Here is a 25,527-nt window from a genome sequence, read left to right as displayed (position 1 = left end):
GATCAATCATTTTCTTCGGAAGAAGTTTCAGCGTGCCCGTGCCGGAGGCATGCATGCCGGTTATGAAGGCAGACCCGTCAGACGTAGGCCTTGTTCGAAGGCGGCATGGTCCCCAGCGCGTCGCAAAGGCCACACATTTGCGAAATTGGCGATCCGGACCTGCGGGTCGAGCTCGCGCAGCCGGGCGACGGCTTTGTCCCGATCCTCGTTGCGTCCGGCCAGCGCGCCGCTGACCGCCGCCATAATCAGCGCTGCGGCGTAGTTCGGATTCTGCCGAAGCGCGCGCTGAGCCCAGTCCAGCGCCTCCTCGTAGCGTCCGGCAAAGAAGTGGGCCAGCACGATCCCGTTCTGGACGATGAAGATCAATGGGTCGAGCGGGCTCAGCCGTATCGCGCGTTCGAGATGCTCGATCGCGAGATCGGGGTTCCCAAGAAACACCCGGACATATCCGCTGAAGCGCCAGGCCGCCGCAAGATTTGGGTTGAGGTTCAGCGCCCGATCGATGAGCGCGGCGCCATCGTCAAGATTGGCGGCAACGAATGCCAGGGCGAAGCCCGCCTGGGCGAGCGCGATCGCGTCATCGAGACCCAGCCTAGCGGCTTTTCTTGCCGCGACTTCGGCCGCGGCGGTTTCCTGCTTGGTTTCTGTGACCCAGCCATTCGCCTTGCGCCACACATAGCAATATGCGCTCATGCCGTGAGCGGTTGCGAAGTTGGGATCGATTTCCGTGGCACGCTGGAAGTTCTGCAGGGCGTCGAGATTGGCGTCTTTCGTCCCCTGATAGATGTTCGCCATCCCGTGCAGATAATAGTCGTACGCGGCAAGCTTGTCCGTCGGCTTGCGCCTGGCGCGCTCGATCTCGGCCTGCTCGAGCTTCGGCGCAATGGCGCCGATGACGCTCGTTGTCACCTCGTCCTGGAGTTCGAAGACGTCTTCGAGCGCGCCATCGAACCGGTCTGCCCACAAATGCGCTCCGTTCGAGGCGTCGATCAGCTGTCCGGTAATGCGCACCTTGTTGCCGGCTTTGCGCACGCTGCCTTCCAGCACATAGCGGACGCCGAGTTCGCGGCCGACCTGCTTGATGTCGACGGCCTTCCCCTTGTAGGTGAAGCTCGAATTGCGCGCGATGACGAACAGCCAGTTCATGCGCGACAAGGCCGTGATGATGTCTTCGACCACGCCGTCAGCGAAATATTCCTGCTCCGGATCGCCGCTCATATTGGTAAACGGCAGGACCGCAATCGAGGGCTTCTCAGGCAGCATCAGGGCAACCGGTCGATCGGACGTCCTCATCGAGGACGTCGCCCCTGCTGCGGGGCGGGCTCGCCACGCGCGCATCGGCTCGGAGATGTTTTTGAGCGACTGCTGTCCCATGTCGTCATAGGCGATCTCGGTCTTGCCCCTGATCTGGCGATAGGCATCGTCCGAGATGCAAATGCCGCCGGGCTCGGCAATCCCCTCCAGGCGCGCTGCGATGTTGACGCCGTCGCCGAAGATATCGTCGCTGTCGATGATGATGTCGCCGACGTGAATGCCAATCCGAAACTGGATGTGCTTTTCGGCGGGCATGTCGACAAAGCCGCTGGCCATGGCGCGCTGGATTTCGACCGCGCAACGGACGGCGTCGACTGCGCTGCCGAACTCGACCAGCATGCCGTCCCCGGTCGTCTTCACGATGCGTCCGCGATGTTCAGCGATCTTGGGATCGATGAGCCCATGTCGGCAGCTCTTGAGGCGTGCGAGCGTGCCTTCCTCGTCCTCGCCCATCAGGCGGCTGTAGCCGGCGACGTCGGCGGCAAGGATAGCTGCCAGACGGCGGTCGACCCGGACGTTCATGCTTTCAAATCCATTTGCAGCCGGCAACTAGTATGGGCAAGGCGCAATAACCATTGGCTTATACGTCAAGCCCGGCGAACCGTCGATAGCCGCCGGATCGTTGCAGTCGGCCGGGTCAGGAACCTGATGCGGCCTTCAACGCAGCGAAGCCGCGATCGAGATCGGCCTTGAGATCGTCGACGCTCTCGAGCCCGATATGCAGCCGCAGCGTCGGCCCGCCCGGCGCCCACTTTGTCGCGGTGCGATAGCTGTCGCAATCGAAGGGAATCACCAGGCTCTCGAACCCGCCCCAGGAGAAGCCCATGCCGAACAGCTTGAGCGTGTCGAGCATGGCATCGACCGCTTTCTGCGGCGCCGGCTTCAGCACGATGCTGAACAGGCCGGAGGCTCCCGTGAAGTCGCGTTTCCAGATGGCGTGGCCGGGATCGCTCTCCAGCGCCGGATGCAGCACGCGCGCCACCTCGGGCCGTGTTGCGAGCCAGCGCGCCACGTCCAGTCCCGAGCGATGATGCTGCGCAAGCCGCACCGACAATGTGCGCAAGCCGCGCAGCGCGAGGAAGACGTCGTCGGGGCCGGCGCAGACGCCGAGCAGGCGGATGCCTTCGGCGATCTGCGGCCAGGCCTTGGCGTTGGCCGAGATGGTGCCGAACATGATGTCGGAATGGCCGCCGATATATTTGGTGGCAGCCTGCATGCTGATGTCGACGCCCTGTTCGAGCGAGCGGTGATAGAGCGGCGTGGCCCAGGTGTTGTCGTCGATTACGAGCGCGCCGCGCGCATGCGCGACATCGGCGATGGCGCGAATATTCGGCATCTCGAAGGATTGCGATCCCGGCGCTTCGACCAGCACCGCGCGCGTGTTGGGCTTGAATAGCTGTTCAATACCGGCGCCGATCATCGGATCGAAATAGGAGGTCTCGACCCCGTAGCGGGCGAGCAGGCCGTTGCAGAAATTGCGCGACGGCCGGTAGACGTTGTCGCAGACCAGGAGATGGTCGCCGGCCTTCAGGACCGAGAGCAGGGTGGTGGAGATCGCCGCCAGGCCGGACGGTGCGATGCCGACGCCGGCGCATCGCGGACCCTCCAGCGCCATCATCGTCTCCTGGAACGCCCGCGTGGTGGGGGTGCCATGGCGGCCGTACTGGAACTCGCCGCGATGGGCGTGCAGGTCCTCGGCGGTCGGATAGAGCACGGTCGAGCCGTGAAAAACCGGCGGATTAACGAACCCCTTCTGCGCCTTGGTGTCGCGGCCGGAGGTGACCAGCCGGGTCTCGGCGTGCTGTTCGGAGGGGTGCGAGGAATCCATGCGTCTGCTTTCAAAACCGCGTTTCCGCCGGGCGCGGATCGCACCGATGGGCCGACCGGAGGCGGCAGATGTTAATAACAGAACACAGAAGAGTCCCGTCAACCCCTTGACCCGGCTCGCCAGCCGCTCTCAGATGCGCAGGTGCTATTCAGTCGCCGCATGTTGAGGGGCCTGCCGCGATCTTCGATCCATCGTCTGACCGGACTTTGCGCTACAGCCACAATGGCGGGCGCCTGCGGCGGGGATCAAGGTAATGGCCTCGATGGATGGGCGGGTGTTCGGCAAGGTTTCAGCATGACTCTTGCAAGGCAGGTCTTGATACGGCTAGCCCTCGCAGAGGCGATCCTGAGACAACATTCTTGACCTTGAGACGACTTTGAAAGGCCTTAAGCCCATGAAACGCGTAACCCTGGCTCTCACTCTCGCTCTCGCCGCCGGCCTGTCCGCCCAAGCCGCCGACGCGCAAACGCTCAAGACCGTCAAGGACCGGGGCGTGCTGTCCTGTGGCGTCAGCCAGGGCCTGCCGGGCTTCTCGGCGCCCGACGACAAGGGCAACTGGACCGGGCTCGACGTCGACGTCTGCCGCGCGATTGCGGCCGCGATCTTCAACGATCCGACCAAGGTCAAATTCGTGCCGACCTCCGCCAAGGACCGCTTTACGGCGCTGCAATCCGGCGAGATCGACGTGCTCTCGCGCAACACCACCTGGACCATCTCGCGCGACACCTCGCTCGGCGCCAATTTCACCGGCGTGACCTATTATGACGGGCAGGGCTTCATGGTGAAGAAGTCGCTCAAGGTGAATTCGGCGCTGGAGCTCAACAGCGCCTCGGTCTGCGTCCAAACCGGCACGACCACCGAGCAGAATCTCGCCGACTACTTCAAGGCCAACAACATGAAGTACGAGGTGATCGCTTTCGGCACCAACGACGAGACGGTCAAGGCCTATGAAGCCGGGCGTTGCGACGTCTTCACCACCGACCAGTCGGGCCTGTACGCCAATCGCCTGAAGCTGGCCAATCCCAACGATCACATGGTGCTCCCGGAGATCATCTCGAAGGAGCCGCTCGGACCGATGGTGCGCCACGGCGATGACCAGTGGTTCGATCTCGTCAAATGGACGTTGTTCGCCATGGTCACCGCCGAAGAGCTCGGCGTGACGTCGAAGAACGTCGATGAGAAGGCCAAAATGGAAAATCCGGAGCTGAAACGCGTCCTCGGCAGCGATGGCAATTTCGGTGAACAGCTTGGCGTGACCAAGGACTGGGTCATCCGGATCGTCAAGGCCGTCGGCAATTACGGTGAGGTGTTTGATCGCAACGTCGGCGCGGGCTCGCCGCTCGGCATCAATCGCGGTCTGAACAATCTCTGGAATAAAGGCGGTCTCCAGTACGCGCCGCCGATCCGCTGATTGATTTGATCCACAGGCCAGCGGCATGAGCATCGAGGCTCGTAAACCGCCGCTCCAGATCGCGCTGAAGATCAGGCGGATTCTGGGTGGCAAGGGGGGCTGGAACGGCATCGCCGTCCAGTTCGCCTTCGCGGTGGTGTTGGGCTGGATCGCCTACGAAATCATCTCCAACGCCCGCGCCAACCTCGAAAACCAGCACATTGCCGCTGGCTTCGGCTTCCTCAGGAACAATGCCGGCTTCGACGTCAATCAGACCCTGATCTCCTATACCGGGTCTGACACGTTCTTCCGCGTGTTCGTGGTCGGGCTTTTGAATACGCTCGTGGTCTCGGTGGTGGGCATTGTCTTCGCCACCGTGATCGGTTTCATCATCGCGCTGTGCCGTCTGTCGCCCAATTGGCTGGTGGCGCGCGTCGGTGAGATCTATGTCGAAATCATCCGCAACCTGCCGCTCCTGTTCCAGATCCTGTTCTGGTACCTCGCAGTGCTCGCGGCATTGCCCAATCCGCGGCAGAGCATTTCGCTCTTCGGTGCAGCCTTTATCAACAACCGCGGCCTGATCGTCCCGTCCCCGGTGGGCGAGCCTGGCCTCGCCCCGTTTCTGACGATGCTTGGCCTTGGCATTGTCGCGTCGTTGGCGTTGCGCTCCTATGCACGACGCGCCCTGTTCGAGAGCGGCCGGTTGATCCGTGTTTGGCCCTACGTGCTGACGTTCATCGTCGGTTTGCCGCTGGTTACGATGCTTGTGTTCGGACTGCCGTTCATCTTCGAATTTCCGCAGCTCAAGGGCTTCAATTTTGCCGGCGGTTCGCGGGTCATTCCGGAGTTCGTGGCGCTGACACTGGCGCTATCCACCTATACTGCCAGCTTCATCGCCGAGATCGTGCGCGCCGGCATCCTATCCGTTCACCAGGGGCAGATGGAGGCGGGCGCTTCGCTGGGACTGAGCCGCGGCGCCACACTGCGGCTGATCGTCGTGCCGCAGGCGATGCGCGTCATCGTTCCACCGCTGACCAACCAGTATCTCAACCTCACCAAGAATTCCTCGCTGGCGGTCGCGATCGGCTATCCGGACCTGGTCTCGGTGTTCGCCGGCACCTCGCTGAGCCAGACCGGGCAGGCGATCGAGATCATCGCCATGACGATGGGCGTCTATCTCTTGATCTCACTGATCACCAGTGGTGTCATGAGCATCTACGGATGGCGCATCAGCCGGAGCCTGGGCGCATGACCGACATCACCGCGTCATCATTCGTGCGTGAGGACCTCGTTGCCGAGCGTGCAGCGCCGGTGAAGACCACGGGGTTCGTCGGCCTGTTGCGCACCCGCCTGTTCAATTCACCGACCAACATCCTGCTGACGATCCTGGGCGCCTTGCTGCTCTGGTACACCGTCATTCCGTCGGTCAGATTCCTGATCGTCGATGCGGTCTGGACCGGCAACGATCGCGCCGCCTGCCTGGCCGAGAATGCAGGATTTACGGTCGGCGCCTGCTGGCCCTACATCCAGGCGAAGCTGCCGCAACTGATCTATGGCTTCTATCCGGACGCCGAGCGCTGGCGGGTCAATCTCGCCCTCATCATGGCGGTGATCCTGTTGCTGCCGCTGCTGATCCCGCGCCTGCCGGCGAAGGGCCTCAATGCCGGCCTGTTCTTCTTTGCTTTCCCGATCGTCGCATTCTTCCTGCTGCATGGCGGCGGCATCAGTGGGTTCGGCCTGAGCTGGACGGCCGGGCTGCTGGAGTTGTTCGAGGACAGCGTCATCAGCGCCGGACAGGTCCTGCTCAGCCTCGGCAAGACATCGGCCATTGGTCCGCTGCTCTGGGTGGTCGGCAAGCTCGTCTTGCTGGTCGGCACCGCCGTCCATTGGCTGATCTTTCCGCTGACCTGGCTGCGCGACCAGATCCAGGCGACGGGCCAGTCGGTCTGGGTCGATTTCGCCATCACCGCCGGTTTTGTCTCGCTGCTCGCCTTCTTGCTCGGCGGCGGCATGCGCAGCGGCGGCCGCGCTCTCACGTGGAGCATCGCCGTCTTTGCCGTCATCGCGATCGTCATCAAGCTGATGGGGCTGGATCACGGCGGGTTTCCGATCGTCGCCACCAATCTGTGGGGCGGCCTGCTGGTGACGCTGGTGGTCTCCGTGACCGGCATCGTCACCTCGCTGCCGATCGGCATTGCGCTGGCGCTCGGCCGCCGCGCCTCGATCCCGCTGATCCGGATCTTCTCGATCGCCTTCATCGAGTTCTGGCGCGGCGTGCCGTTGATCACCGTGCTGTTCTTCGCCACTTACATGCTGCCTCTGTTCCTGCCGGGCAATTTTTCGGTCGATGGCCTCGTGCGCGCGTTGATCGGCATCGCCCTGTTCACGGGTGCCTACCAGGCCGAGAACGTCCGTGGCGGGCTCGCGGCGATCCCGCGCGGGCAGGGCGAGGCGGCCGCGGCCCTGGGGCTGTCCTGGTGGAAGACGACGTCGCTGATCGTGCTGCCGCAGGCGCTCCGCCACGTCATTCCGAACCTCGTCAACAGCTTCATCTCGCTGTTCAAGGATACCTCGCTGGTCTCGATCGTGGCGCTGTTCGACTTGCTGGGTTCGCTGCGGGCGTCATTCTCGGATCCGAAATGGTCGACGCCGTCGACCGCGTTCACCGGTTTCGCCTTTGCCGGGATCATCTATTTTCTGTTCTGCTTTGGAATGTCGCGATACTCGCTCTTCGTCGAGCGCCGCCTCAACGCTCACCGTCGCAACTGATCGAGCTCACCATGTCAGCCAAACCGATCGTCAACATTTCCGGCCTGAACAAATGGTACGGCGACTTTCACGTGCTGCGCGACATCGACCTCGAGGTCGAGAAGGGCGAGCGCATCGTGATTTGCGGCCCGTCGGGCTCGGGCAAGTCGACCCTGATCCGCTGCATCAACGCGCTCGAGGAATTCCAGGAGGGCGAGATCGTCGTCGACGGCATCGAGCTCGGGCCGAACCTCAAGCATGTCGACGCGGTGCGGCGCGAGGTCGGCATGGTGTTCCAGAGCTTCAATCTGTTCCCGCATCTCACGGTGCTGGACAATTGCACGCTGGCGCCGATCTGGGTGCGCAACATCCCCAAAAAGGACGCCGAAGCGACCGCGATGAAATTTTTGGAGCGGGTCAAGATCCCGCACCAGGCCAACAAGTTTCCGGGACAGATGTCGGGTGGCCAGCAGCAGCGCGTCGCCATTGCCCGCGCGCTGACGATGAACCCGAAGGTGATGCTGTTCGACGAGCCGACCTCGGCGCTTGACCCCGAAATGGTCAAGGAGGTCCTCGACACCATGGTCGATCTTGCGAAAGAGGGCATGACCATGCTGGTCGTCACGCACGAAATGGGGTTTGCGAAGGAGGTCGCCAACCGCGTGGTGTTCATGGATGCCGGCCAGATCATCGAGGCCAACACGCCGCACGAGTTCTTTGCCAACCCGCAGCATGCGCGTTCGAAGTTGTTCCTGAGCCAGATTTTGCGGTGAGTTCCGGCTCCGTAGGCGGGCAAAGCGATGCGTGCCCGCCCGTTGGTTTGAATTTGGGAAAGAAATGGCGGGCACGGCGCAAGTGCGCCTTTGCCCACCCTACGAGACCTACGATGGCGGTTAGGCCACCACCCGCTGCGGCAACAGCTCCGCGATCTGCACCGCGTTCAGCGCGGCGCCCTTGAGCAACTGATCGGCCGCCACGAACATCGAGATCGAATGGCCTGAGCCATCGCTGAGGTCCCTGCGGATGCGGCCGACCAGGACGTCGTCCTGGCCCGAGGCATCGATCGGCATCGGGAAGTAGTTCTTCACGCGGTCGTCGACGACCTTCACCCCGGGCGCCCGCGCCATGATGGCACGGACCTGGTCCTCGCTGATCGGCTTCTCGCATTCGAAGGTGATGGCCTCGCAATGGGCGCGCAGCACCGGCACGCGGACGCAGGTGACACCGATGGCGATGTTCTCGTCCTCAAAGATCTTGCGGGTTTCGTTGATGACCTTGGTCTCTTCGTCATTGTAGCCGGTCTCGGGATCGACCGCCGTGTTGTGGTTGAAGAGATTGAAGGCATAGGGGTGCGGCATCACCTTCGGCGTATAGACCTGCCCGTTGAGATTGGCGCGGGTGGATTCGACGAGTTCGTCCATCGCAGCCGCGCCGGCGCCGGAAGCCGCCTGGTAGGTCGAGATGATCACGCGCTTGATGCGGTTCTTCTGATGGATCGGCCAGAGCGGCACCAGCGCGGTGATGGCCGCGCAGTTCGGATTGGCGATGATGCCCTTGTGGTCGCGGATGCGGTTGGCGTTGATCTCGGGGATCACCAGCGGCACGTTCGGATCCATGCGGAAAGCGGAGGAGTTGTCGACGACGACCGCGCCGGCCTTGACCGCGAGTGGCGCGTACTTCTTCGAGATGCCGCCGCCGGCGGAGAACAGGGCGATGTCGACGCCGTCGAAGGCGCGCTCGGTGAGCTCCTCGATCTCGATGTTTTGCCCGCGGAACGACACCGTCTTGCCGGCCGAGCGGGCGCTTGCGAGCGCCTTGAGCTTGCCGACGCGAAAGCCGCGCTTGTCCATGGTGGCGATGAATTCGGCGCCCACCGCACCGGTGACGCCGACAATCGCGACGACGGGATCGTTACTCACATTCTCCTCCATATCAGTTGATCACAGACAACAAAAAAGCCCCGGACCATCATGGGCGGGGCTTCGGTAGAGCTGATTGCGTTCTAGTCGACGACTATGCGCGCACGCCTCCCCGGGCCCCGAAGGCCGCGGTGGTTTTGGTGGTGCGTTTGGTGGTCGTGAACATGGCGGCGACTTATGCGGGAGTGTTCTGCGCCCGTCAATGGCTTTTCGGCGTGATTGTGGCCGCTGCTATTTCACGCGCGCCCCCGGCGGCTCGAGGAGGACCTCCTTGAGGTCGTCGCCGCTGATGACGACGATCGCGAAATTGAGCCGGCCGCGTTCGCGCACCAACCCGCCGCTGATGGCCTTGCCGGAGGCGGCCTGCTCGGCGACACGGACCGCTTCCGCCAGACGATGCCGGATGGTGCCGAGCGCTGCGAGATTGTTGCGATCCTCCTGGTCAAGCTGGGCGAGGGGCAGGGCGGCTTCGCCGCCGATCAGCTCGCCCGTTGCGGCGTTGATGGTGTGCCGCCAGACCCGGTCATTGTGCAAGGTTTTCACCCGAAACACCGGGACGCCGGAGCCGCCGTCGAAGCTGACGTCCGCGGTGGTGGCGCCGGCATGGCGGGCCTCGGCGATCGCCATCGCCTGGCCGATCGAGATCGACGAGCTGCGGAAGCGCTCGATCTCGCGGCTGACGGCCTGGCGGTCGGCCGCGGCATCACCATCCGTCTCGCCGTGGAGGGCGGTGGCAGTGCCATCCGTCGTGCCGATCGCCTGCGCCGGCGCTGCGATGAGCAGCCCCGACAGGGCGATCGCGGTCAACTGCCAGGTGCGTCGTCGTGCTGTCGTCATGCTCGAAACCCTCGGCCAGCGAGTGTGCCGGACAATCGTAAAGAAGTCGCGGCCGACCGCGGGCAGCGGCCGGCCGCCGATTGTCGCCACGGGCTGTACCCGCCACGACGATCATCGTCTGAAAGTCGGTCCGAACCCATTTGGGGCTGGTGAAAAACAGGTCCGAACCGAACAAAACCATACGGTATCGTTTTGTTTCGGTCAACGAGAGGGCCGTCGCGCTCGGCGGGTAGATCGCCTGGCTCACGGAAATGTCAGCGGGACGGGCGGCGCCGTTGCGTGCTTTTGGCAGGGCTCTGGACACGGTCAGCCGGCCCTAACGCTCCGGCCAGGAACAGCTTGATCGCCGCGCGCATCCGCTTTTCGGCGGATTTGAGCTCCATCGGCGTTCCGAACGTCGCCATGCGGTGGGTGTGGCCGACGACGACGTCGAGGAATACCTCGGCCGCAATGGTGGTGTCGTCGACATCGAGCGCGCCTTGGGCGGCGAGGTGATCGAAGAAGCGCGCGGTCGTGGCGACGGCCTTGAGCCAGCCTTCCTCCTTGCCGAGCTTGGCGATGTCGGGAAAGTTGATGGCCTGCGACGTCATCATGCGGCTGAAGGCCATGGCATCGGGGCCGCAGGTGAAGATCAGCATCTCCCGGCCGATCTCGACCAGGCGCTGCTCGACCGAGATGTCCGACGAACTGCCGAGCTGGGTCTCGGCCGCTGCGGACAGGGGCGCAAGCCAGCGCGAGATTTCCCGCCGCAGCACGGCCCGGAACAGACCGCGCTTGTCGCCATAGCGGGCATAAACGGTGGGCTTGCTGACCCGGGCTGCTTCCGCAACCGCGTCGAGCGAGGTCGCGTCGAACCCGCGGTCCAGGAACAGCCGGGTGGCGACTTCGATCAGCCGCTGATCGCGCTCGATCGCTGCGGTTTTGGTCGGCCGGCCGCCGCGGGATTTCGATGCCTCGCGCCCTGGCGTTGCCGTTCTTGCCTTGGTCGCAGCCAATCCCATGCCCAATGATTCCTGCGCGTTCCCGACAATGGTCATTGCTCTATAACGCGCAGCAGCCGGGGCGTCATCGCGAATCTGGCCGAACAGGCCGTATCGTCAACGGTCTCCCTACGAGCCCGTTCCGCACCGCGGTCCCAAGGCAGCGCCGCGGTCCTAAGGCAGCGTCGAGATCCAGGCTTGGCCGGCCGCCGCTTTCTCGTATCCGTACTGGTAAAGCGCCCGCATATAGGCGGTGTCGAAGCCTTCGGATGGCGGTGCCGGATAGTCGCGCTGGATATAGGAGAGATGGAAGCCGAGCCGGTTGCGCCTGGCGAAATCGTAGGTCGAGAAGATGATTGAGCGGGTCTGCGACTGGGTGATCGAGGACAGGCTGCGTGACGCGACATCGATCGTGCTGTTGGCGACGAGCTCGAAGTTTCGCTCGATCTTTTTGTTGACGAGAATGTAGATGTCCATCTTCGCGGTGCCGGGCAGGCGGCCCTGGAAGAGCAGGGCCTCCGGCAGCGTCAGAACGGGCGCCGTCACGCCGCCGTCGACATGCATCTCCTGAAACCGGTGGCCCTGGCCTTCGGCTTCGATCAGGATCGGGGGAAACACCAGCGGAATGCTGGCGGACGCCGCCATCACGTCGCGAAACAGTTTGAGCGCCTCCGGCGTGCCGACCGCGGCGATCTTGCCCATGTCCCAGATGGCGGTTCGCTGGGTGTCGAGGTCGGTCGTCACCACCAGCAATCGTCGCCCCTTGGCATTTTCGCGAGCGACCTGCTCCAGGATCTCCGGCCCGACATAGCGCGCCACCAGCTCGCGCAACCGCTTGTTGCCGAACAGGCCGGAGCCGAACAGCACGCGCATGATGCTGGGATCATTCAGAAGGCTTTCGGCGATGCCGCTGGTGTAGACCTCCTTCAGCGTGTCGTCATATTGCGACCCGAGAAATGCAAACGGCGCGATCAGACCGCCGGTGCTCACGCCCGAGACGACCGAGAAGGCGGGGCGCGTGCCGGCCGCGCTCCAGCCATTGAGCACGCCGGCACCGTAGGCCCCGTCGGCGCCGCCGCCGGAGAGCGCCAGATAGCTCCGGATCACAGGGAAGCTGAATCTGGTGATGGGCTCGTCGGTGTAGCGCCTCAAGCCATCGATATCGAGCACGCGCGAACTGCTGGCATCGGCCGCGGTGTAGGGCGTGCGGGGCAGCGACGTGCAGGCGCCGAGCGTGAAGCTGCACGCGAGGGCAGCCGCTCCGAGCAGGCGAAGGCCTGTTCGCCCCATCCGGCTGAGGAAGGGGATCGATCGAGTCTCAACAAAAGGGGAAGGCATTCGCCGTCAGTCACCGCACACGCTACGCGCCGCCGCCGGCGTTCGCGCCCGCGTCGACATTCCCATCCTGCCCCGCAGCTAGAACTATACGGTGTCGTTTTGTTTTACAAGCGGTGTTGCCGCGGCCGGATTGTGTCCGGCCGAGGGCGAGCAGGGCGCCGGCGGGCAACGAACTGGGCGGTTGATCGGCCCCGCCCGACACGCAATAAGCACCGCCATGACCGTTCCCAATCATTTCGAACTGCTCGCCACCGACGGCGCCGCGCGCACCGGCCGCCTGACCACGCCGCACGGTGTGGTGCGAACCCCGGCCTTCATGCCGGTCGGCACCGCCGGCGCCATGAAGGGCATGCACTGGCGCGAGGTCCGCGACGCCGGCGCCGACATCGTGCTCGGCAATACCTATCATCTGATGCTGCGTCCGGGCGCGGAGCGCATCCATGCGCTCGGGGGCTTGCAGACATTCACCGGCTGGAACGGACCGATGCTCACGGATTCCGGCGGCTTCCAGGTGATGTCGCTGTCGGATCTGCGCAAGGTCACCGAGAACGCCGTCACGTTCCGTTCGCATATCGACGGCGCCAAGGTCGAACTGTCGCCGGAGCGCTCGATCGAGGTCCAGCGTTTCCTCGGCTCCGACATCGCCATGCAGATGGACGAATGCGTGCGGTTGCCGGCCGAACGCGACGACATCGAGCGCGCGATGCGACTGTCGCTGCGCTGGGCCGAACGCAGCAAGCGCGCCTTCGAAAGCGCGCCGGACGGCTACATGCTGTTCGGTATCGTGCAGGGCGGCGACCTGCCGCAGCTTCGTCATGCAAGTGCCGAGGGCCTGGTCGAGATCGGATTCCACGGCTATGCGATCGGCGGCCTCGCCGTCGGCGAGCCGCAGGCCGTGATGCTGGCGATGATCGACGAGACCGCGCCGGCGCTGCCGTCGGACCGGCCGCGATATCTGATGGGCGTGGGCACGCCGGACGATATGCTCGAGGCGGTGAAGCGCGGCATCGACATGTTCGATTGCGTGATGCCGACGCGCAATGGCCGGCATGGCGTCGCGTTCACGCGCTTTGGCCAGGTGAACCTGCGCAATGCGCGCCACGCCGATGATCCGCGTCCGCTCGATGAAGAGAGTTCATGGCCGTCGGCGCGCAATTATGCCCGCGCCTACCTGCATCATCTCGTCAAGGCCGGCGAGACGCTGGGGGCGATGCTGCTATCCGAGATCAATATTGCCTATTACCAGTTGCTGATGCAGGGCATCAGGGACGCGATCGCACACGGGACGTTCGAGGAGTTCTACCAGCGTACGCGCGAGGACTGGGCGAGGGGCGACATCGCCCCGCGCTAGAGCATTGCAGCGTCAATTGCAGACGAGCCGCTGCTTGACGGCGTGCTTGGTCACGAAGCCATAGCCGCAGGTGTCGCAGGTCCAGAGATAGCTGATCACGTGGTCCGAGACATAGGCGGAAGCTTCGGCTGCGACCATGGAGTCGGCGCAGACGGGACAGGTCGGCAACGCGCTGCAACGTGGATCGCGGCTTGACGTGACGACGGTCGACAACACTTCAGCAAACGCTGACATCGTGGTGACCTCCCTGCTTTGAGACCTAAGTCTAACATAAACAGAATCAGTTGACGAGGTCGCAACACAAATGCGTTGGTTTTCTGCTAATTACATCTCACGCGATTTTGCGATGCAGCGTACTTAACATGTGCGGCATTGTCGCTTGCGTGTCGTCACAGGCCATCTCTAACTGCGCTAGGGCTGCGGCAGAGCGCAATCGTGCCACAGGGAGTTCATCATGGACGCATCGTCGGAGAAGGCTGCAAAAACGGGTGCAGCGCACCAAGCTGGCCGCGGCCGGATCTATGACTCGATCGTCGAGGCTTTTGGCGACACGCCGATCGTGCGTTTGCGCCGGCTGCCGGGCATGCACGGCCTGAACGCGACCATTTTGGCAAAACTTGAATATTTCAATCCGGCCGCGAGTGTGAAGGATCGCATCGGCGCGGCCATGATCATCGCGATGGAGAACGCCGGTATCATCAAGCCGGACACCGTGCTGATCGAGCCGACCTCCGGCAATACCGGCATCGCGCTCGCCTTCGTCGCCGCCTCGCGCGGATACCGGTTGAAGCTGGTGATGCCGGAATCGATGTCGATCGAGCGGCGCAAGATGCTCGCCTTTCTCGGCGCCGAGCTGGTGCTGACGCCGGCAGCCCAGGGCATGAAGGGCGCGATCGCCACCGCCGAAGAGCTTCTGAAGACGACGCCGAATTCCGTGATGCCGCAGCAGTTCAAGAACCTCGCCAATCCCGAGGTGCATCGCCGCACCACGGCCGAGGAAATCTGGAACGACACCGGCGGCAAAATCGATTTCTTCGTAGCCGGCGTCGGCACCGGCGGCACGATCACCGGTGTCGGCCAGGTGCTCAAGCCGCGCAAACCCTCGTTGCGTGTGGTCGCGGTCGAACCCGAGGAAAGTCCGGTGCTGTCGGGCGGTCAGCACACGCCGCACAAGATCCAGGGCATCGGCGCCGGATTCGTGCCCGACATTCTCGACCGCTCCGTGATCGACGAGATCGTGAAGATCAACTCGACCACGGCGATCGAGACTTCGCGGGCCTTGGCGCGGCACGAGGGAATCCCGGGCGGCATCTCTTCAGGTGCTGCGGTCGCCGCAGCCCTCCAGATCGGCAAACGGCCGGAAGCTGCGGGAAAAACCATTGTTGCAGTGGTGCCGTCGTTCTCAGAACGTTATCTTTCGACAGCATTGTTTGAAGGAATCTAGCAGATGGCGGAGCAACCACCGAGGCGGCCGCGGACATTGGGCGATGCGCGGAGCGAAGCCGAGGCGGCGTTCAAGAAGGTGACCGCCAAGGTCGCCGTAGCGCCGCCGAAGCCGAACGTGGCGCCTGGAGTCAAGGAGCAGGTCAGCCTGCGCATCGACCAGGATGTGCTCGAGTTCTTCCAGGAGGGAGGTCCCGGCTGGCAGGACCGCATCAACGAGGCACTCCGGAAGGCGGCGGGGAAGTAGGCAACTCGTCATTGTGAGTTGGGACCGGCCTTGAGGGCCGACGAAGTAATCCAGGCTGCCGCCGTGGAGGGATTTTGGATTGCTTCGCTGCGCTCGCAATGACGGAGTATGCCTCTCAGTGGCGGAACATGCCGCCCATCATTCCGCCGACGACGCCGCCCACGAAGGCCGCGCCCGCATCGCCGCCGCCACGGTGGCCGCCGCCGTTGTTGGTGGGAGCGCTGTTGGCACGCCGCGCCGGCTTCGCATTGTCATCGCTGGCGGTCGGCGTCGAGGCGACGATCTCTGAAAGCAGAGCCTTGTGCTGAAGCTTGTTGAGATAGCCCGTCGACGGATAGCCACGGGCGGCCTGCCAGCGCTTGAGCACGGTCCGCGTCTCGTCGGTGAACGCACCGGTCACCTTGGTGTCGAAGCCGAGCCCGTTGAGGCGGCGCTGCACGTCGCGACGCTGGCCCTTGTCGAGGCCGATCTGGTCCTCGGTGAGCTGGCTGGCGTCATCAGTGAAGGTCGCGGGGTCGACGCCGGCGTTGAGGTTGCGCGTCGTGGTCGACGGTCCATTCTGGATCGCCGCAAGCCGCGCCAGCGCCAGCGCCTTGAACTGGCCGTTCGGATAGGTGGAGAGATAGGCGTTGAGCTCCTCCGGCTTGTTGGTCTCCTTCACCGAACGCCAATACTCGAGCTCCACGCCGTCCGAGCTGGCGCCAGTCGCGGCAACGGGCGCACTGCCGGAAGCAGCGGTCGGTGCGGCGTTGGCGACCTGGGTCTGCTGAGCCGGATTGAGGTAGACGGCACCGATCAGATTGGTATGGCCCCAGGGAAGCTGACCCTTATGGGTTTCCTCGTTGACCTGAGCGCGGACCGATGTCATCGCCTGCTGGATCTCGACGCCGGGCTTGGTGATGTTGTCGATCAGCGCACGGGTAAACGGGCTGTTGTTGCCCTCCTGGCCGTCGAGCGCGGTCTGGCCCGGGCCGGTGGCGAACGCGATCAGCGTGCCTTCGCCGGACTTCATCTCGGCGAGACCGCTCTGCACATTGACACTGCGGGTCGCCGAGTTCGACTTGATCTTGGCGGCGAAGGGATTGTCGCGGCAGGCGTCGAGGAAGACGAGCTTGACCTTGGCGTCGCCCATGGTCTGGTCGAGCGTCAGGTCGATATTGATGGCGGCGCCGAGCTTGACGTCCATCTCCGACTTGATGTCGGCGTCGATCGGCAGCAGGTAGTTTGAACCGCCGACGGCGATGCCGTGACCGGCGTAATAGAACACCGCGACGTCGGAGCCCTGTGCCTTGCGGCCGAAGTCCAGAAGCTTCTCCGTCATCTGGTCGCGGCTCAGGTTCGAACCTTCGATCACCTCGAAGCCGACATTGCGCAGCGTGGCCGCCATCGCCTTCGCGTCGATCGGCGGGTTCGGCAACTGTGCGACGTTCTTGTAGGCGCCGTTGCCGACGACGAAGGCGACGCGGCGGTCGGCCTTTGCGGCGCTGACCGTCAGCGCCATGCAGATCAACGAGACGAGGATGGTGAGAGTGCGCATCTGAAATCCCCAACAGAATCGAATAATCGGCAGCAACAAATTGGTCGCGAACTTACACGAAAACGCCCGGTTTCGCGCCACCAAAACGACAGGTCGCCCGACCCGTTGCCTTGCGGTCGAACGTGCACGATGGACGGCCCCCCAACGTGATCCAAATCACGCTCGACCACTCCGTTTTGTCGCGCGAGATGGCGCGCGGTTCACTGGGCGCGAGCGGCAACCGGCGCGGCTGGTTTCAAATTCAGCAGATTGCCGCATAGGATCAGTGCGGCGCCCAGCACGGTCCAGGCGTCGAGCCGCTCCGAATACAGCAGCCAGCCCGCCGTCGCGGTCAGCGGTACCCGCAGGAAATCCATCGGAACGACGATCGTCGCATCCGCATACCGCATCGCGCTGGCGAGACAGTAATGTGAAAACGTGCCGCAGACGGCGATCACGCCGACCCAAGCCCAGGCATGGGCGGATGGCCAGGTCCAGACGAACAGGGTCGGAACGAAGCCTGCGACGGATTGTACCACCAGCATCCAGAACAGGATCGACAGCGCGCTTTCAGTGCGGGTCAACGATTTGACCAGCGCCATCGACACGCCAAAGCCCATGGCCGCGCCCAGCGCGATGAGCTGGCCCGGATTGATCTCGCCGGTGGCTGGCCGGACGATCACGACCACGCCGACAAGGCCGAGCGCGATGGCGGCGATCTTCCACGGCGTCATGCGCTCGGAGAGGAAGCTTGCCGCCAGAATGGCTGTCCAGATCGGCATGGTGAACTCGATCGCGACCACCTGGCCGATCGGGATCAGCGTCAGCGCGAAGAACCAGCCGAGCTGGGCGACGTAGTGCACCAGATTACGCCCGATGTGCTGCGGCAGGCGCGAGGTCCTGAGTACCCTGAAGCCGCCGGCGCGGTAAATGATCGGGGAGAGCAGCAGGAACCCGGCCAGCGACCTCACTTCCATGATTTGGAAGACGTTCAGCTCGCGCGTGGTCTCGCGTCCGGCCACGGCCATGATCAGCATCAGGGACAGCCAGCCGGCCATCCAGAATGCAGCCATCGTTTTGGACGGTGTCGTGGTCATTGGGGCAGGGCGCGGGAGAATTGACTCTGAGGGGACGCCGGTATCGGCGACATCACCGCGGTTTGCAACGGCCAAATCTGCGGGTGCAGCGATGCAGGGCAGCGTGCTAGATCAGCGCCGATCAACGAGAAAATCGGGAGACTTCGCTCATGCGCATCTTGCAGCCGGCTGAATGGTCGAAACCGCGCGGTTTTTCACATGGTGTGGCGGTGGAGGGGCCGGGCCGCTGGGTCGTGCTTGCCGGCCAGACCGGGGGCGACGAGACCGGCAATTATGCGCCTGACATGGCCGCCCAGGTCGCGAGCGCTTTGAAGCGGATCGTCAAACTGCTGGCTGAGGCGGGCGCCGGCCCCGAGCACATCGTCCGCCTGACCTGGTATCTGACCAGCCGAAGCGAATATGAGGCCGCAGGCGCTGGCATCGGTGCCGCCTGGAAGGAGACGCTCGGGCGCAATTTCCCGCCCTCGACGCTGCTCTACATCGGCGGTCTCGTGGATGATCGCGCCAAGGTCGAGATCGAGGTGACCGCGTTCGTCCCGGGCACATAAAAATCGATCCGGCGCGGGGCGCCGGATCGATTGTCGTCAGGTCTGACTTTGGCTTACCGCGACATCGAGATGTTGGCGCCGCGGAACTGGCTGTCCGCGCGGATGGTGACGATCTGCTTGTTGCCGCTCGTCTTCAGCCCGATATTGGCGTTGAAGCCTGCGGCCGAAGCGACCACCTCGAAGTTTCCGCCATTGCCGCGGCCCTCTAACGAGCCGCTGATATTGCGGCTGGCTTCGCTCCAGCTGCCGGTGATGGCGCTGCCTTCGGCGCGGACGTTGGCGCCGAGGTTGAACTTGTAGGCGTCGCTGGCACAAGTCAGCGACATCTCCATGGTCGGTCCGATCGGGGCGTATTTGGCCCGGCACCGGATCCGCTCGGTCGAGCCGTCATCGAGGATGACGGTGCCTCCGCCGCTCCAGGTTCCCGCCATCGGCGCGAAGGGACCGGACTGGGCCTTGCTTTCGGAGCTGGCGACAGTCGCAACAAACAAAACGGCGGCCGCCGTCATCAGCCGCCGGTTCAGGACACCGGTTCCGAATTGCTTACTGGCGCGATGCTTCCCACCGCCCGCTGCACGGTATGCCTGCAGATGCTCCATTCCACTTCCCCGATCCGGCGTTGCCGCTGAGTTGACCGTTGGCATATGCACCATTGATCGAAACTTTCACAAGTCCCCCGCTGCCGATGGTGCCGGAAACGTTAGCACCGGGCGCGGTGATCTTGCCGTCCGCAACCGTCAGCAAGGAGCTTGCGGTCGGCTCGCAGGTGCCGCTCTTGGTAACGATGGTGACCTGCCAGTTGCCGTCATAGGGGGTCTGGGCAAAGGCGGGTGCGGCGAGGGTGAAAACTGACGCGGCACAGAACGCCGCAATGCGACCAAAACGCATGAATTTCGTCCTTGAATATGTCTGAGATGATGACCCTTATTCAGGCGAAATGTGACGGAAATTTGGTGCAATGCCAAATCGAAAATTGTTCCTGTGGAAACAATGGTTTATTTGCGTTTTTGGCTGCGATTTTTGTAGCGAAATCAATGCCGCCTCACGTTAAGGGTAAACGTCAGGAGAGACTCGGCGCTGACGTTGCAAACTGCTCGTCCTGGATCTTGGACGGCAGCGCCTTGTGAACCTTGGCATAATCGATCACATCGGCCAGCAATTTGAGGCCGAGTGGGGCGAGTGAGCGCTCCCACAGCTCTCGCGCCGTCTCGCCCTTCCTGACAAAGCACCAATCCTGGGCGGCGATGGCGCCGGCGTCCATGCGGTCGGCCAGATGGTAGATCGTGCCCCCGGCGATCGGATCGCCTTCCTTGATGGTCCATTCCACAGCGGCCTTGCCGCGATGGCGCGGCAACAGGGAGGGGGTGATAGCCGATGCCGCCGAGCTTCGCGGCAGCCAGCGCGTCCTTGCCGATCCGGGCATGGCTGTGCGCCGTGATGATCAGGTCGGTATCAGGAGCAATCTCGGAGGCGACCACGAGCTTCGGATCGGCCTGGACCACCACCTCGATGCCTGCCGCGTTCGCGGTCGCGGCCAGCCGATCCTCGGGGTCGGTCACCACGACCCGCGCGATCGAAACCCCGTGCTCCCGGAGCATGTTCAGGGTGGCGACGCCGAAATGGCGGGAGCCGACGAGGGTAATGCGCATGGCTGTCTGATCCGTCTCGCAACTGCGTTATTCCCCGATAACACGTCAGGCGGTGCTGTCACCAGCCGCGGCGCGTTTGCGCCGGTTATCAACAATGCGCCGGAGGCGGGTGCGTTGAACTCTGCGATTGCGCGGCCGCCCGCTCCGGTGCTTCCATGGGTATATTCCACCAGCTCGGAGCGAGCGAATGCGACGCGTGTGGCTGATCCTTGTCGCCGGATTGATGCTGACGGCTCCTGCGCACGCCGGCGGGCCGCCATACCCGGTCGTGCCACCCGAGATCGGGGATACCGCCGTTCATCGGCCCGAGCTGGGACACCTATCGGTGCGCCCAAGGGCCGGTCTACAATTTCTATCACGGTGCCTATTACGGCGAAGAGCCGCCGGCGCTCTATCGTGGTTATGCCTATCGGCCGCATTACCGCTACACCGCCTACCGCAAGCTGCCGCGGACGTATTTCTGCGTCACCGATTAGCCCTGCCGTCGCAGGATCGTCCAACGTAACTTGTTCTCAACCTGGCTGTCGTATCGACGAATCCGTCGCGGATGAGTATTGCGTACCGCGACACCAAAAATGTCCCGGCGGCGCGGGCGCGCCGCGGGCTTTTTTTGCCGGGACCGATTTCATGCCGAGCGCGATTGAGCAGATCGTCGACACCTATGTGCGACTGAAAAACCGCCGTGGCCTCGACCAGCTGATGATGCACAGGCAGCGCCTCGCAGTCGATCTGAAGAGCAAATCCGGTTACGATTTTAGCCTGCCGATCGGCCAGATCGACGAGGAGATCGCGATCATCGAGGCCGGGCTGAGCCGGTTGAAAGCGGATTTGGCTGATCCCGCTGCAACCCGGACCATCGAAGGAGACTAGTCGCGCTTGCCGCCGTCGATGACGGTGAACAGCGGCCGCGCGTGGGTGGGTTCGACCAGGAGTTCCTCCACCAACGCGGTTGCCGCATCGACATATTTGCGGGTCGGCTTGTCGAGCGGACGCCTGGCTTCGTCCTCGAGCGCGATCTTGGCGGCTTCGACCAGCTTGCGCATTCGCGTGGCGTGATCGTCGCCGGCTGTCAGCGTCGCGCGTGCCAGCGAGCGCAGCACGAACAGCTCGCCCTCGAGGCGGAGCAGGCGGTCGTTCAGCCTGGTGAGGACGGCGTTGAGGTCGGGCATGTCAGGTGTTCGTTGCGCAGGATCCATCCTGATCTAGCGATCATCGGTGAACGGAATGCAAAGGCCATTGATGCAATTGGCCCGATCTGTCGCTCAGGGGGCGGTCCGCGCCAGATAGTCGCGCGCGAATCCGAGATACCAGTCGAGGCAGGCCGGATTGGCCATGGCCTCCTTGTTGATGACCTTCTCCACGGGCTGGCCGAGCAGGAGCTTCTTGATCGGCAGCTCCTGCTTCTTGCCGGACAGCGTGCGCGGGAATCTCGGCGACCGCAAACATCTCGTTCGGCAGGAAGCGGCGTGACAGGCCGGCCTCGATCGCCTCGTTGATCTTCGCCTGCATCGCGCCGTCCAACGCGACGCCCTCACGAAGCACGACGAACAGCGGCATGTAGCTGTCGCGCCCGAGATATTCGAGGTCGACCACGAGCGAGTCCAGCACTTCCGGCAGCGCCTCGATCGCGGAATAAAGCTCGCTGGTGCCCATGCGCAGGCCGTGGCGGTTGATGGTCGCATCGCTGCGGCCGTAAATGATGCAGGAGCCGTCCGGATTGACCTTGAGCCAGTCGCCGTGCCGCCACACCGGTCCGCGGCCGCTGCCGTCGAAATTGTCCGGGTAGGTCTCGAAGTAGCTGGCGCGATAACGGGCGTTGCCGTTGTCGTTCCAGAAGTAGAGCGGCATCGACGGCATTGGCTCGGTGCAGACGAGCTCGCCGACCTCGTCGATGACGGCGCGACCCTGCTCGCTGAAGGCTTCGACGGCGGCGCCCAGTAGCCGGCACTGCATCGCGCCCGGCGTCTGCGGTAGCTCGCGGTTACCGCCGATGAAGGCGCCGGCGAAATCGGTGCCGCCGGAGATGTTCGCCCACCAGATGTCTGCCTGCGCCTGGCTGCCGTTGGTCTTCGACAGTGCCGCGAAGCGCGCGTTGAACCAGGCTTGTGTGTCGGCGCTGAGCGGCGACCCCGTCGAGCCGAGGCAGCGCAGCTGCGAGAGATCGCCCGCGGTGGCGAGATCCAATTCGGCCTTGGCGCAATTCGCGAAGAACGCCGCACCGGCCCCGAAGAAGGTCGATTTCGATTGGGCGACAAAACGCCACAGCGTGGCCCAGTCCGGCTTGTCCTTCGCGCCTCCCGGGCTGCCGTCGAAGATGCAGCAGGTGGTACCGCCGAGCAGGCCGCCGACCTGCGAATTCCACATGATCCAGCCGGTCGAACTGTACCAATGATAGCGCTCGCCGAACGAGTTCTCGTGGTAGGAGCAGCCGATGTCGTTGTGCAGCCCAAGCAGCGCCAGCACCACGATGATGATGCCGCCATGGCCGTGCACGATCGGCTTGGGCAGGCCGGTGGTGCCGCTGGAGTACACGATCCAGAGCGGATGATCGAACGGCAGCCAGACCGGCTCGAACGCGTCGACCGCCGCACCTGTCCTGGCGACGATATCCGAGAGCAAGGCGTCGGGCGGTGCGGCCGCGCCAGCCTCGCTGTGCAGGATGACATGCTCGAGCGTCGGTAGCGATCGCCGGAGCTCACTGACGACGTCGCGCCGGTCATGCCGCCGGCCGGCATAGGTGACCGCGTCGCAGGCGATCAGCACCTTTGGCTCGATCTGCTTGAAGCGGTCGATCACCGCGGGCGCGGCCATATCGGGCGCGCAGACGCTCCAGACCGCGCCGATGCTGGCGCTCGCCAGAAACGCGATGATGGTCTCGGGAATGTTGGGCAGATAGGCAGCTACGCGGTCACCGGGCCCGATGCCCTGGTCCTTGAGATGCAGCGCGAGTGCGGTCGCCTTGCGCTTAAGCTCAGGCCAGCTCGTCTCCGCGAGCCTGCCGTCTTCGCCGCCGCTGACGATCGCGGGCAGGCGGGCTGCATCGGCCGCCTCGACATGGCGGAACACCTGGCGGGCATAGTTGACCTGCGCGCCGGGAAACCAGACCGCACCCGGCATCTTGCGCTCGGTGATCACGGCCGCAAACGGCGTCGGCGATTGCAGATCATAGTAGTCCCAGATGCTGCGCCAGAAGCCGTCGAGATCGCGCACCGACCATTGCCGCATCTCCTCATAATTCGCGAAGGTGAGGCCGCGCTGCTCGGCGAGCCAGTTGCGGTAGAGGGCGATCTGGGGAACGAAGGGCGCGGTCATGGCGTGTTGACTTCGGTTGCAGGGAGCCGGAGTTTAACGGGCGTCGCGGCATAGCAGAAGCCGCGATTCACTCCCAATGCTGACCTGGGTGTTAGGTCGTCGCGGTTCGCCGGGACAACGACGCCGGAGAGGCGGGCCGCTGGTTCAACGAACTCGTCATTGCGAGCGCAGCGAAGCAATCCAGAATCCCTCCGCGGCGGCAGACTGGATTGCTTCGCTGCGCTCGCAATGACGGAGTGTGGACGAGAGCGGAGCGCAAGCCGGTGGGCACGCGCAACATGATCCGACGCTCGTCGCGGATTGCGCTTCGCTCCCTCCGGGCTACAGCACCGAGAACGCTGCCCTTAGCCTACCAGCCGGCGCCCGCCCAGCGTCTTCCGAACACGGCGGGCTTCGTCTTGACCGCCTGCCAGCCGAAGAAATGATGCTTGCCGGACCAGCTGTGCACCACGCCGCTGCAGATGCTGCATTTGAAGCTGCCGGCGTGCGGCTCGGCGTGCTCCTCCCGGGTCGCGGTGTAGTTCATGCCGCAGCCGGGGCAGGTGAATTCCTCGATCGTCCAGATGCTGTTGGCCATTGCACCGAGTTTGTTTTTTGGGACCTTAAGCCAAAGCGTAGGTGCGAGGGTTTGCATCCGCGTAAACCGGCCGTCGCAAATCCGGTTAATCATCGTTAGCCAAACCCGGCTCGGGCGCGGCGTTGCAAGAGTTACCGGTGTTCGGACCGCCCATCAGTCCAGATCGCCGCCGGGCGTGAACTATCACTTCCAGGTTGGAGCCCGCGCGCCCGGGCTCGGTTACCTTGACGTCCGGTCCGTTGCTGGCAATAACGCATGGCCGCGCAAGTGCCGGAACCCGCGTTGATGCCGCAAGGAAAGCCGTGCCTGTGAAAAGTCTGCGTCAGCTCCTGACGGGTGAGGACGTCATCCAGCTCGTGATCCGGCTCGGCCTGCTGGCGCTGCTGATCATCTGGACGTTCATTATCATCCGGCCGTTCGTGCCGATCCTGGCCTGGAGCGCTGTGCTCGCGGTGGCGTTCTATCCGGCTTTCAGCTGGGTCGCCAAGATCCTCGGCGGCCGCCCCAAGACCGCGGCCGCCATTCTCACCCTGATCACGCTCGGCATCGTGCTCGGCCCCGCGACCTGGCTCGGCCTCAGCGCCGTGGACGGGGTGAAGGAGCTCGCGCACCAGCTTGGCACCGGTGACCTTGCGCTCAAATCGGCGCCGGAGCAGATCAAGTCGTGGCCGATCATCGGCCCGACGCTCTACGAAGTCTGGGATCAGGCCTACACCAACATCCGCGCGGTGCTGCGCGAGGTGGCGCCCTATCTCCAGCCGCTGGCGGGACCGCTGTTGTTGCTCGCGGGCGATGCGAGCCTTGGAACACTCCAGTTTCTGGTCTCGGTGTTCGTGGCCGGATTCCTGTTTCCGCACGGGCCGCGGCTGGTTGCGGCCGGGCGCGGTTTCCTGTCTCGCATCGTGCCCGAGCACAGCGAGCATTTTCTCGAGCTCGGCGGTGCCACCATCCGCGCCGTGGCGCAGGGCGTGATCGGCGTCGCCATCGTGCAGGCGCTGCTTGCCGGAATCGGCTTCAAGCTCGCCGCCGTGCCGAGCGCCGGCCTGCTCGCCTTCATCGTTCTGCTGCTGTCGATCGTGCAGATCGGGGCCTTCCTGGTGCTGCTGCCGGTGATCATCTGGATCTGGACCGCCAAGGACGTTACCACGGCGCTCGTGCTCACGGTGTTTCTCGTCGTTGTCGGCTTCCTGGACACCATGCTGAAACCGCTCGTGATGGGACGCGGCCTCAACACGCCGACCGTCGTGATCTTCGTCGGCGTGATCGGCGGCACGCTGGCCCACGGCATCGTCGGCCTGTTCATCGGGCCGATCATCCTGTCGGTGGCGTGGGAAATGGCGGCGGCGTGGATCGGGACAGGCGCGGGGAAACGGAAAGTGGAGTCGCCGGCGGTTGACGAGGCTCAATAGGGCTGCACGCGTCTCGCGGAAGAG

General features: G+C 64.0%; 23 protein-coding genes and 2 pseudogenes. 10 read left to right on the top strand and 15 right to left on the bottom strand.

The annotated features are described in order from the left end of the window. Window positions 1–60: 60 nt before the first annotated feature. A complete protein-coding gene (locus AB8Z38_RS07035) occupies window positions 61–1,836 on the bottom strand; it encodes an adenylate/guanylate cyclase domain-containing protein (protein WP_369723759.1) in 1,776 nt (591 codons plus the stop codon). 115 nt (window positions 1,837–1,951) lie between these two features. Then, complete coding sequence (gene metC, locus AB8Z38_RS07030) at window positions 1,952–3,142, bottom strand: cystathionine beta-lyase (protein ID WP_369723758.1); 1,191 nt, start codon at window positions 3,140–3,142, stop codon at window positions 1,952–1,954. A 394-nt stretch (window positions 3,143–3,536) separates the two neighbouring features. Here metC and AB8Z38_RS07025 point away from each other — a divergent pair, with 394 nt between their 5' ends. From AB8Z38_RS07025 to AB8Z38_RS07010, 4 genes are read left to right on the top strand one after another with little or no spacing between them, the layout of a single operon-like run. Next, a complete protein-coding gene (locus AB8Z38_RS07025; protein WP_369723757.1) occupies window positions 3,537–4,553 on the top strand; it encodes an amino acid ABC transporter substrate-binding protein in 1,017 nt (338 codons plus the stop codon). A gap of 25 nt (window positions 4,554–4,578) precedes the next feature. Next, complete coding sequence (locus AB8Z38_RS07020; RefSeq protein WP_369723756.1) at window positions 4,579–5,784, top strand: amino acid ABC transporter permease; 1,206 nt, start codon at window positions 4,579–4,581, stop codon at window positions 5,782–5,784. Beyond that, window positions 5,781–7,301 (top strand): amino acid ABC transporter permease, encoded by a 1,521-nt coding sequence (locus AB8Z38_RS07015; protein ID WP_369723754.1) that lies wholly within the window; start codon window positions 5,781–5,783, stop codon window positions 7,299–7,301. Before AB8Z38_RS07020 ends, AB8Z38_RS07015 begins: the two co-directional genes overlap by 4 nt. Before the next feature lie 11 nt (window positions 7,302–7,312). Further along, entirely contained in the window at window positions 7,313–8,053 is a 741-nt protein-coding gene (locus AB8Z38_RS07010) for an amino acid ABC transporter ATP-binding protein (protein WP_369723752.1), read from the top strand. A 120-nt stretch (window positions 8,054–8,173) separates the two neighbouring features. Here AB8Z38_RS07010 and AB8Z38_RS07005 read toward each other — a convergent pair whose 3' ends face one another. The 4 genes from AB8Z38_RS07005 to AB8Z38_RS06990 all read right to left on the bottom strand — a co-directional run bounded on the left by AB8Z38_RS07005 (window position 8,174) and on the right by AB8Z38_RS06990 (window position 12,306). After that, complete coding sequence (locus AB8Z38_RS07005; RefSeq protein ID WP_369723750.1) at window positions 8,174–9,211, bottom strand: aspartate-semialdehyde dehydrogenase; 1,038 nt, start codon at window positions 9,209–9,211, stop codon at window positions 8,174–8,176. A 219-nt stretch (window positions 9,212–9,430) separates the two neighbouring features. Then, window positions 9,431–10,036: a PepSY domain-containing protein gene (locus tag AB8Z38_RS07000; RefSeq protein ID WP_369723748.1), complete on the bottom strand. Its 606-nt coding sequence runs from the start codon at window positions 10,034–10,036 to the stop codon at window positions 9,431–9,433. A gap of 254 nt (window positions 10,037–10,290) precedes the next feature. Continuing rightward, window positions 10,291–11,037, bottom strand: coding sequence for a TetR/AcrR family transcriptional regulator (locus tag AB8Z38_RS06995; RefSeq protein WP_369723746.1), 747 nt, complete (start codon window positions 11,035–11,037; stop codon window positions 10,291–10,293). Between the two features lie 153 nt (window positions 11,038–11,190). Next, window positions 11,191–12,306 carry a patatin-like phospholipase family protein gene (locus AB8Z38_RS06990; protein WP_369726760.1) on the bottom strand — a complete coding sequence of 372 codons (1,116 nt, stop codon included), beginning with the start codon at window positions 12,304–12,306 and terminating at the stop codon, window positions 11,191–11,193. Window positions 12,307–12,571: 265 nt separating this feature from the next. On the opposite strand from AB8Z38_RS06990, the gene tgt reads away from it, so the two are divergent. After that, on the top strand, window positions 12,572–13,705 hold the full coding sequence (gene tgt / locus AB8Z38_RS06985) for a tRNA guanosine(34) transglycosylase Tgt (RefSeq protein ID WP_369723744.1): 1,134 nt from the start codon (window positions 12,572–12,574) through the stop codon (window positions 13,703–13,705). A 12-nt stretch (window positions 13,706–13,717) separates the two neighbouring features. On the opposite strand, the gene AB8Z38_RS06980 is transcribed toward tgt, so the two are convergent. After that, window positions 13,718–13,939 carry a hypothetical protein gene (locus AB8Z38_RS06980; protein WP_369723743.1) on the bottom strand — a complete coding sequence of 74 codons (222 nt, stop codon included), beginning with the start codon at window positions 13,937–13,939 and terminating at the stop codon, window positions 13,718–13,720. Window positions 13,940–14,159: 220 nt separating this feature from the next. Here AB8Z38_RS06980 and cysK point away from each other — a divergent pair, with 220 nt between their 5' ends. Next, window positions 14,160–15,149 (top strand): cysteine synthase A, encoded by a 990-nt coding sequence (gene cysK / locus AB8Z38_RS06975; protein WP_369723741.1) that lies wholly within the window; start codon window positions 14,160–14,162, stop codon window positions 15,147–15,149. A 3-nt stretch (window positions 15,150–15,152) separates the two neighbouring features. Further along, complete coding sequence (locus AB8Z38_RS06970) at window positions 15,153–15,395, top strand: BrnA antitoxin family protein (protein WP_369723739.1); 243 nt, start codon at window positions 15,153–15,155, stop codon at window positions 15,393–15,395. 115 nt (window positions 15,396–15,510) lie between these two features. On the opposite strand, the gene AB8Z38_RS06965 is transcribed toward AB8Z38_RS06970, so the two are convergent. Both AB8Z38_RS06965 and AB8Z38_RS06960 read right to left on the bottom strand, forming a co-directional pair. Continuing rightward, window positions 15,511–16,932 carry a caspase family protein gene (locus tag AB8Z38_RS06965; protein WP_369723737.1) on the bottom strand — a complete coding sequence of 474 codons (1,422 nt, stop codon included), beginning with the start codon at window positions 16,930–16,932 and terminating at the stop codon, window positions 15,511–15,513. A 200-nt stretch (window positions 16,933–17,132) separates the two neighbouring features. Further along, window positions 17,133–18,008, bottom strand: coding sequence for a DMT family transporter (locus AB8Z38_RS06960; protein WP_369723735.1), 876 nt, complete (start codon window positions 18,006–18,008; stop codon window positions 17,133–17,135). 149 nt (window positions 18,009–18,157) lie between these two features. On the opposite strand from AB8Z38_RS06960, the gene AB8Z38_RS06955 reads away from it, so the two are divergent. Next, a complete protein-coding gene (locus tag AB8Z38_RS06955) occupies window positions 18,158–18,556 on the top strand; it encodes a RidA family protein (protein ID WP_369723733.1) in 399 nt (132 codons plus the stop codon). Window positions 18,557–18,609: 53 nt separating this feature from the next. Here the strand turns inward: AB8Z38_RS06955 and AB8Z38_RS06950 are convergent, their stop codons facing one another. From AB8Z38_RS06950 to AB8Z38_RS06940, 3 genes and pseudogenes are all read right to left on the bottom strand, one after another. Then, window positions 18,610–19,155 carry a hypothetical protein gene (locus AB8Z38_RS06950; protein WP_369723731.1) on the bottom strand — a complete coding sequence of 182 codons (546 nt, stop codon included), beginning with the start codon at window positions 19,153–19,155 and terminating at the stop codon, window positions 18,610–18,612. Further along, entirely contained in the window at window positions 19,100–19,444 is a 345-nt protein-coding gene (locus tag AB8Z38_RS06945; RefSeq protein WP_369723730.1) for a hypothetical protein, read from the bottom strand. Before AB8Z38_RS06945 ends, AB8Z38_RS06950 begins: the two co-directional genes overlap by 56 nt. Window positions 19,445–19,616: 172 nt before the next feature. Next, a pseudogene (locus tag AB8Z38_RS06940) lies at window positions 19,617–20,205 on the bottom strand (formyltransferase family protein). Between the two features lie 627 nt (window positions 20,206–20,832). On the opposite strand from AB8Z38_RS06940, the gene AB8Z38_RS06935 reads away from it, so the two are divergent. Next, the gene (locus AB8Z38_RS06935; RefSeq protein ID WP_369723728.1) at window positions 20,833–21,075 is read left to right on the top strand and encodes a hypothetical protein; all 243 of its coding nucleotides are present in this window, start codon (window positions 20,833–20,835) and stop codon (window positions 21,073–21,075) included. On the opposite strand, the gene AB8Z38_RS06930 is transcribed toward AB8Z38_RS06935, so the two are convergent. The 3 genes and pseudogenes from AB8Z38_RS06930 to AB8Z38_RS06920 all read right to left on the bottom strand — a co-directional run bounded on the left by AB8Z38_RS06930 (window position 21,072) and on the right by AB8Z38_RS06920 (window position 24,094). Further along, on the bottom strand, window positions 21,072–21,374 hold the full coding sequence (locus AB8Z38_RS06930) for a hypothetical protein (protein WP_369723727.1): 303 nt from the start codon (window positions 21,372–21,374) through the stop codon (window positions 21,072–21,074). The genes AB8Z38_RS06935 and AB8Z38_RS06930 overlap by 4 nt on opposite strands. 93 nt (window positions 21,375–21,467) lie before the next feature. Further along, window positions 21,468–23,517, bottom strand: a pseudogene (locus AB8Z38_RS06925) (acetoacetate--CoA ligase). A 349-nt stretch (window positions 23,518–23,866) separates the two neighbouring features. Further along, the gene (locus AB8Z38_RS06920) at window positions 23,867–24,094 is read right to left on the bottom strand and encodes a hypothetical protein (protein ID WP_369723725.1); all 228 of its coding nucleotides are present in this window, start codon (window positions 24,092–24,094) and stop codon (window positions 23,867–23,869) included. A 308-nt stretch (window positions 24,095–24,402) separates the two neighbouring features. Here AB8Z38_RS06920 and AB8Z38_RS06915 point away from each other — a divergent pair, with 308 nt between their 5' ends. Beyond that, window positions 24,403–25,503 carry an AI-2E family transporter gene (locus AB8Z38_RS06915; protein ID WP_369723723.1) on the top strand — a complete coding sequence of 367 codons (1,101 nt, stop codon included), beginning with the start codon at window positions 24,403–24,405 and terminating at the stop codon, window positions 25,501–25,503. The last annotated feature ends 24 nt before the right edge of the window (window positions 25,504–25,527 follow it).

The sequence above is a fragment of the Bradyrhizobium sp. LLZ17 genome, from assembly GCF_041200145.1.
GTDB lineage: Bacteria > Pseudomonadota > Alphaproteobacteria > Rhizobiales > Xanthobacteraceae > Bradyrhizobium.
Note: the sequence above shows the minus strand (reverse complement) of the source record. Positions and strands in the feature narration are given on the sequence as shown.

Excerpts from the sequence above, each read along its gene's own strand:
- AB8Z38_RS07005 (WP_369723750.1), bottom strand. The coding sequence starts at position 9,211 with ATGGAGGAGAATGTGAGTAACGATCCCGTCGTCGCGATTGTCGGCGTC.
- tgt (WP_369723744.1), top strand. The coding sequence starts at position 12,572 with ATGACCGTTCCCAATCATTTCGAACTGCTCGCCACCGACGGCGCCGCG.
- AB8Z38_RS07015 (WP_369723754.1), top strand. The coding sequence starts at position 5,781 with ATGACCGACATCACCGCGTCATCATTCGTGCGTGAGGACCTCGTTGCC.
- AB8Z38_RS06935 (WP_369723728.1), top strand. The coding sequence starts at position 20,833 with ATGCCGAGCGCGATTGAGCAGATCGTCGACACCTATGTGCGACTGAAA.
- AB8Z38_RS07020 (WP_369723756.1), top strand. The coding sequence starts at position 4,579 with ATGAGCATCGAGGCTCGTAAACCGCCGCTCCAGATCGCGCTGAAGATC.
- AB8Z38_RS06965 (WP_369723737.1), bottom strand. The coding sequence starts at position 16,932 with ATGCGCACTCTCACCATCCTCGTCTCGTTGATCTGCATGGCGCTGACG.
- AB8Z38_RS07000 (WP_369723748.1), bottom strand. The coding sequence starts at position 10,036 with ATGACGACAGCACGACGACGCACCTGGCAGTTGACCGCGATCGCCCTG.
- AB8Z38_RS07010 (WP_369723752.1), top strand. The coding sequence starts at position 7,313 with ATGTCAGCCAAACCGATCGTCAACATTTCCGGCCTGAACAAATGGTAC.
- AB8Z38_RS06980 (WP_369723743.1), bottom strand. The coding sequence starts at position 13,939 with ATGTCAGCGTTTGCTGAAGTGTTGTCGACCGTCGTCACGTCAAGCCGC.
- AB8Z38_RS06950 (WP_369723731.1), bottom strand. The coding sequence starts at position 19,155 with ATGGAGCATCTGCAGGCATACCGTGCAGCGGGCGGTGGGAAGCATCGC.
- metC (WP_369723758.1), bottom strand. The coding sequence starts at position 3,142 with ATGGATTCCTCGCACCCCTCCGAACAGCACGCCGAGACCCGGCTGGTC.
- AB8Z38_RS06945 (WP_369723730.1), bottom strand. The coding sequence starts at position 19,444 with ATGCGTTTTGGTCGCATTGCGGCGTTCTGTGCCGCGTCAGTTTTCACC.
- cysK (WP_369723741.1), top strand. The coding sequence starts at position 14,160 with ATGGACGCATCGTCGGAGAAGGCTGCAAAAACGGGTGCAGCGCACCAA.
- AB8Z38_RS06970 (WP_369723739.1), top strand. The coding sequence starts at position 15,153 with ATGGCGGAGCAACCACCGAGGCGGCCGCGGACATTGGGCGATGCGCGG.
- AB8Z38_RS07025 (WP_369723757.1), top strand. The coding sequence starts at position 3,537 with ATGAAACGCGTAACCCTGGCTCTCACTCTCGCTCTCGCCGCCGGCCTG.
- AB8Z38_RS06995 (WP_369723746.1), bottom strand. The coding sequence starts at position 11,037 with ATGGGATTGGCTGCGACCAAGGCAAGAACGGCAACGCCAGGGCGCGAG.
- AB8Z38_RS06930 (WP_369723727.1), bottom strand. The coding sequence starts at position 21,374 with ATGCCCGACCTCAACGCCGTCCTCACCAGGCTGAACGACCGCCTGCTC.
- AB8Z38_RS07035 (WP_369723759.1), bottom strand. The coding sequence starts at position 1,836 with ATGAACGTCCGGGTCGACCGCCGTCTGGCAGCTATCCTTGCCGCCGAC.
- AB8Z38_RS06990 (WP_369726760.1), bottom strand. The coding sequence starts at position 12,306 with ATGGGGCGAACAGGCCTTCGCCTGCTCGGAGCGGCTGCCCTCGCGTGC.
- AB8Z38_RS06960 (WP_369723735.1), bottom strand. The coding sequence starts at position 18,008 with ATGACCACGACACCGTCCAAAACGATGGCTGCATTCTGGATGGCCGGC.
- AB8Z38_RS06920 (WP_369723725.1), bottom strand. The coding sequence starts at position 24,094 with ATGGCCAACAGCATCTGGACGATCGAGGAATTCACCTGCCCCGGCTGC.
- AB8Z38_RS06955 (WP_369723733.1), top strand. The coding sequence starts at position 18,158 with ATGCGCATCTTGCAGCCGGCTGAATGGTCGAAACCGCGCGGTTTTTCA.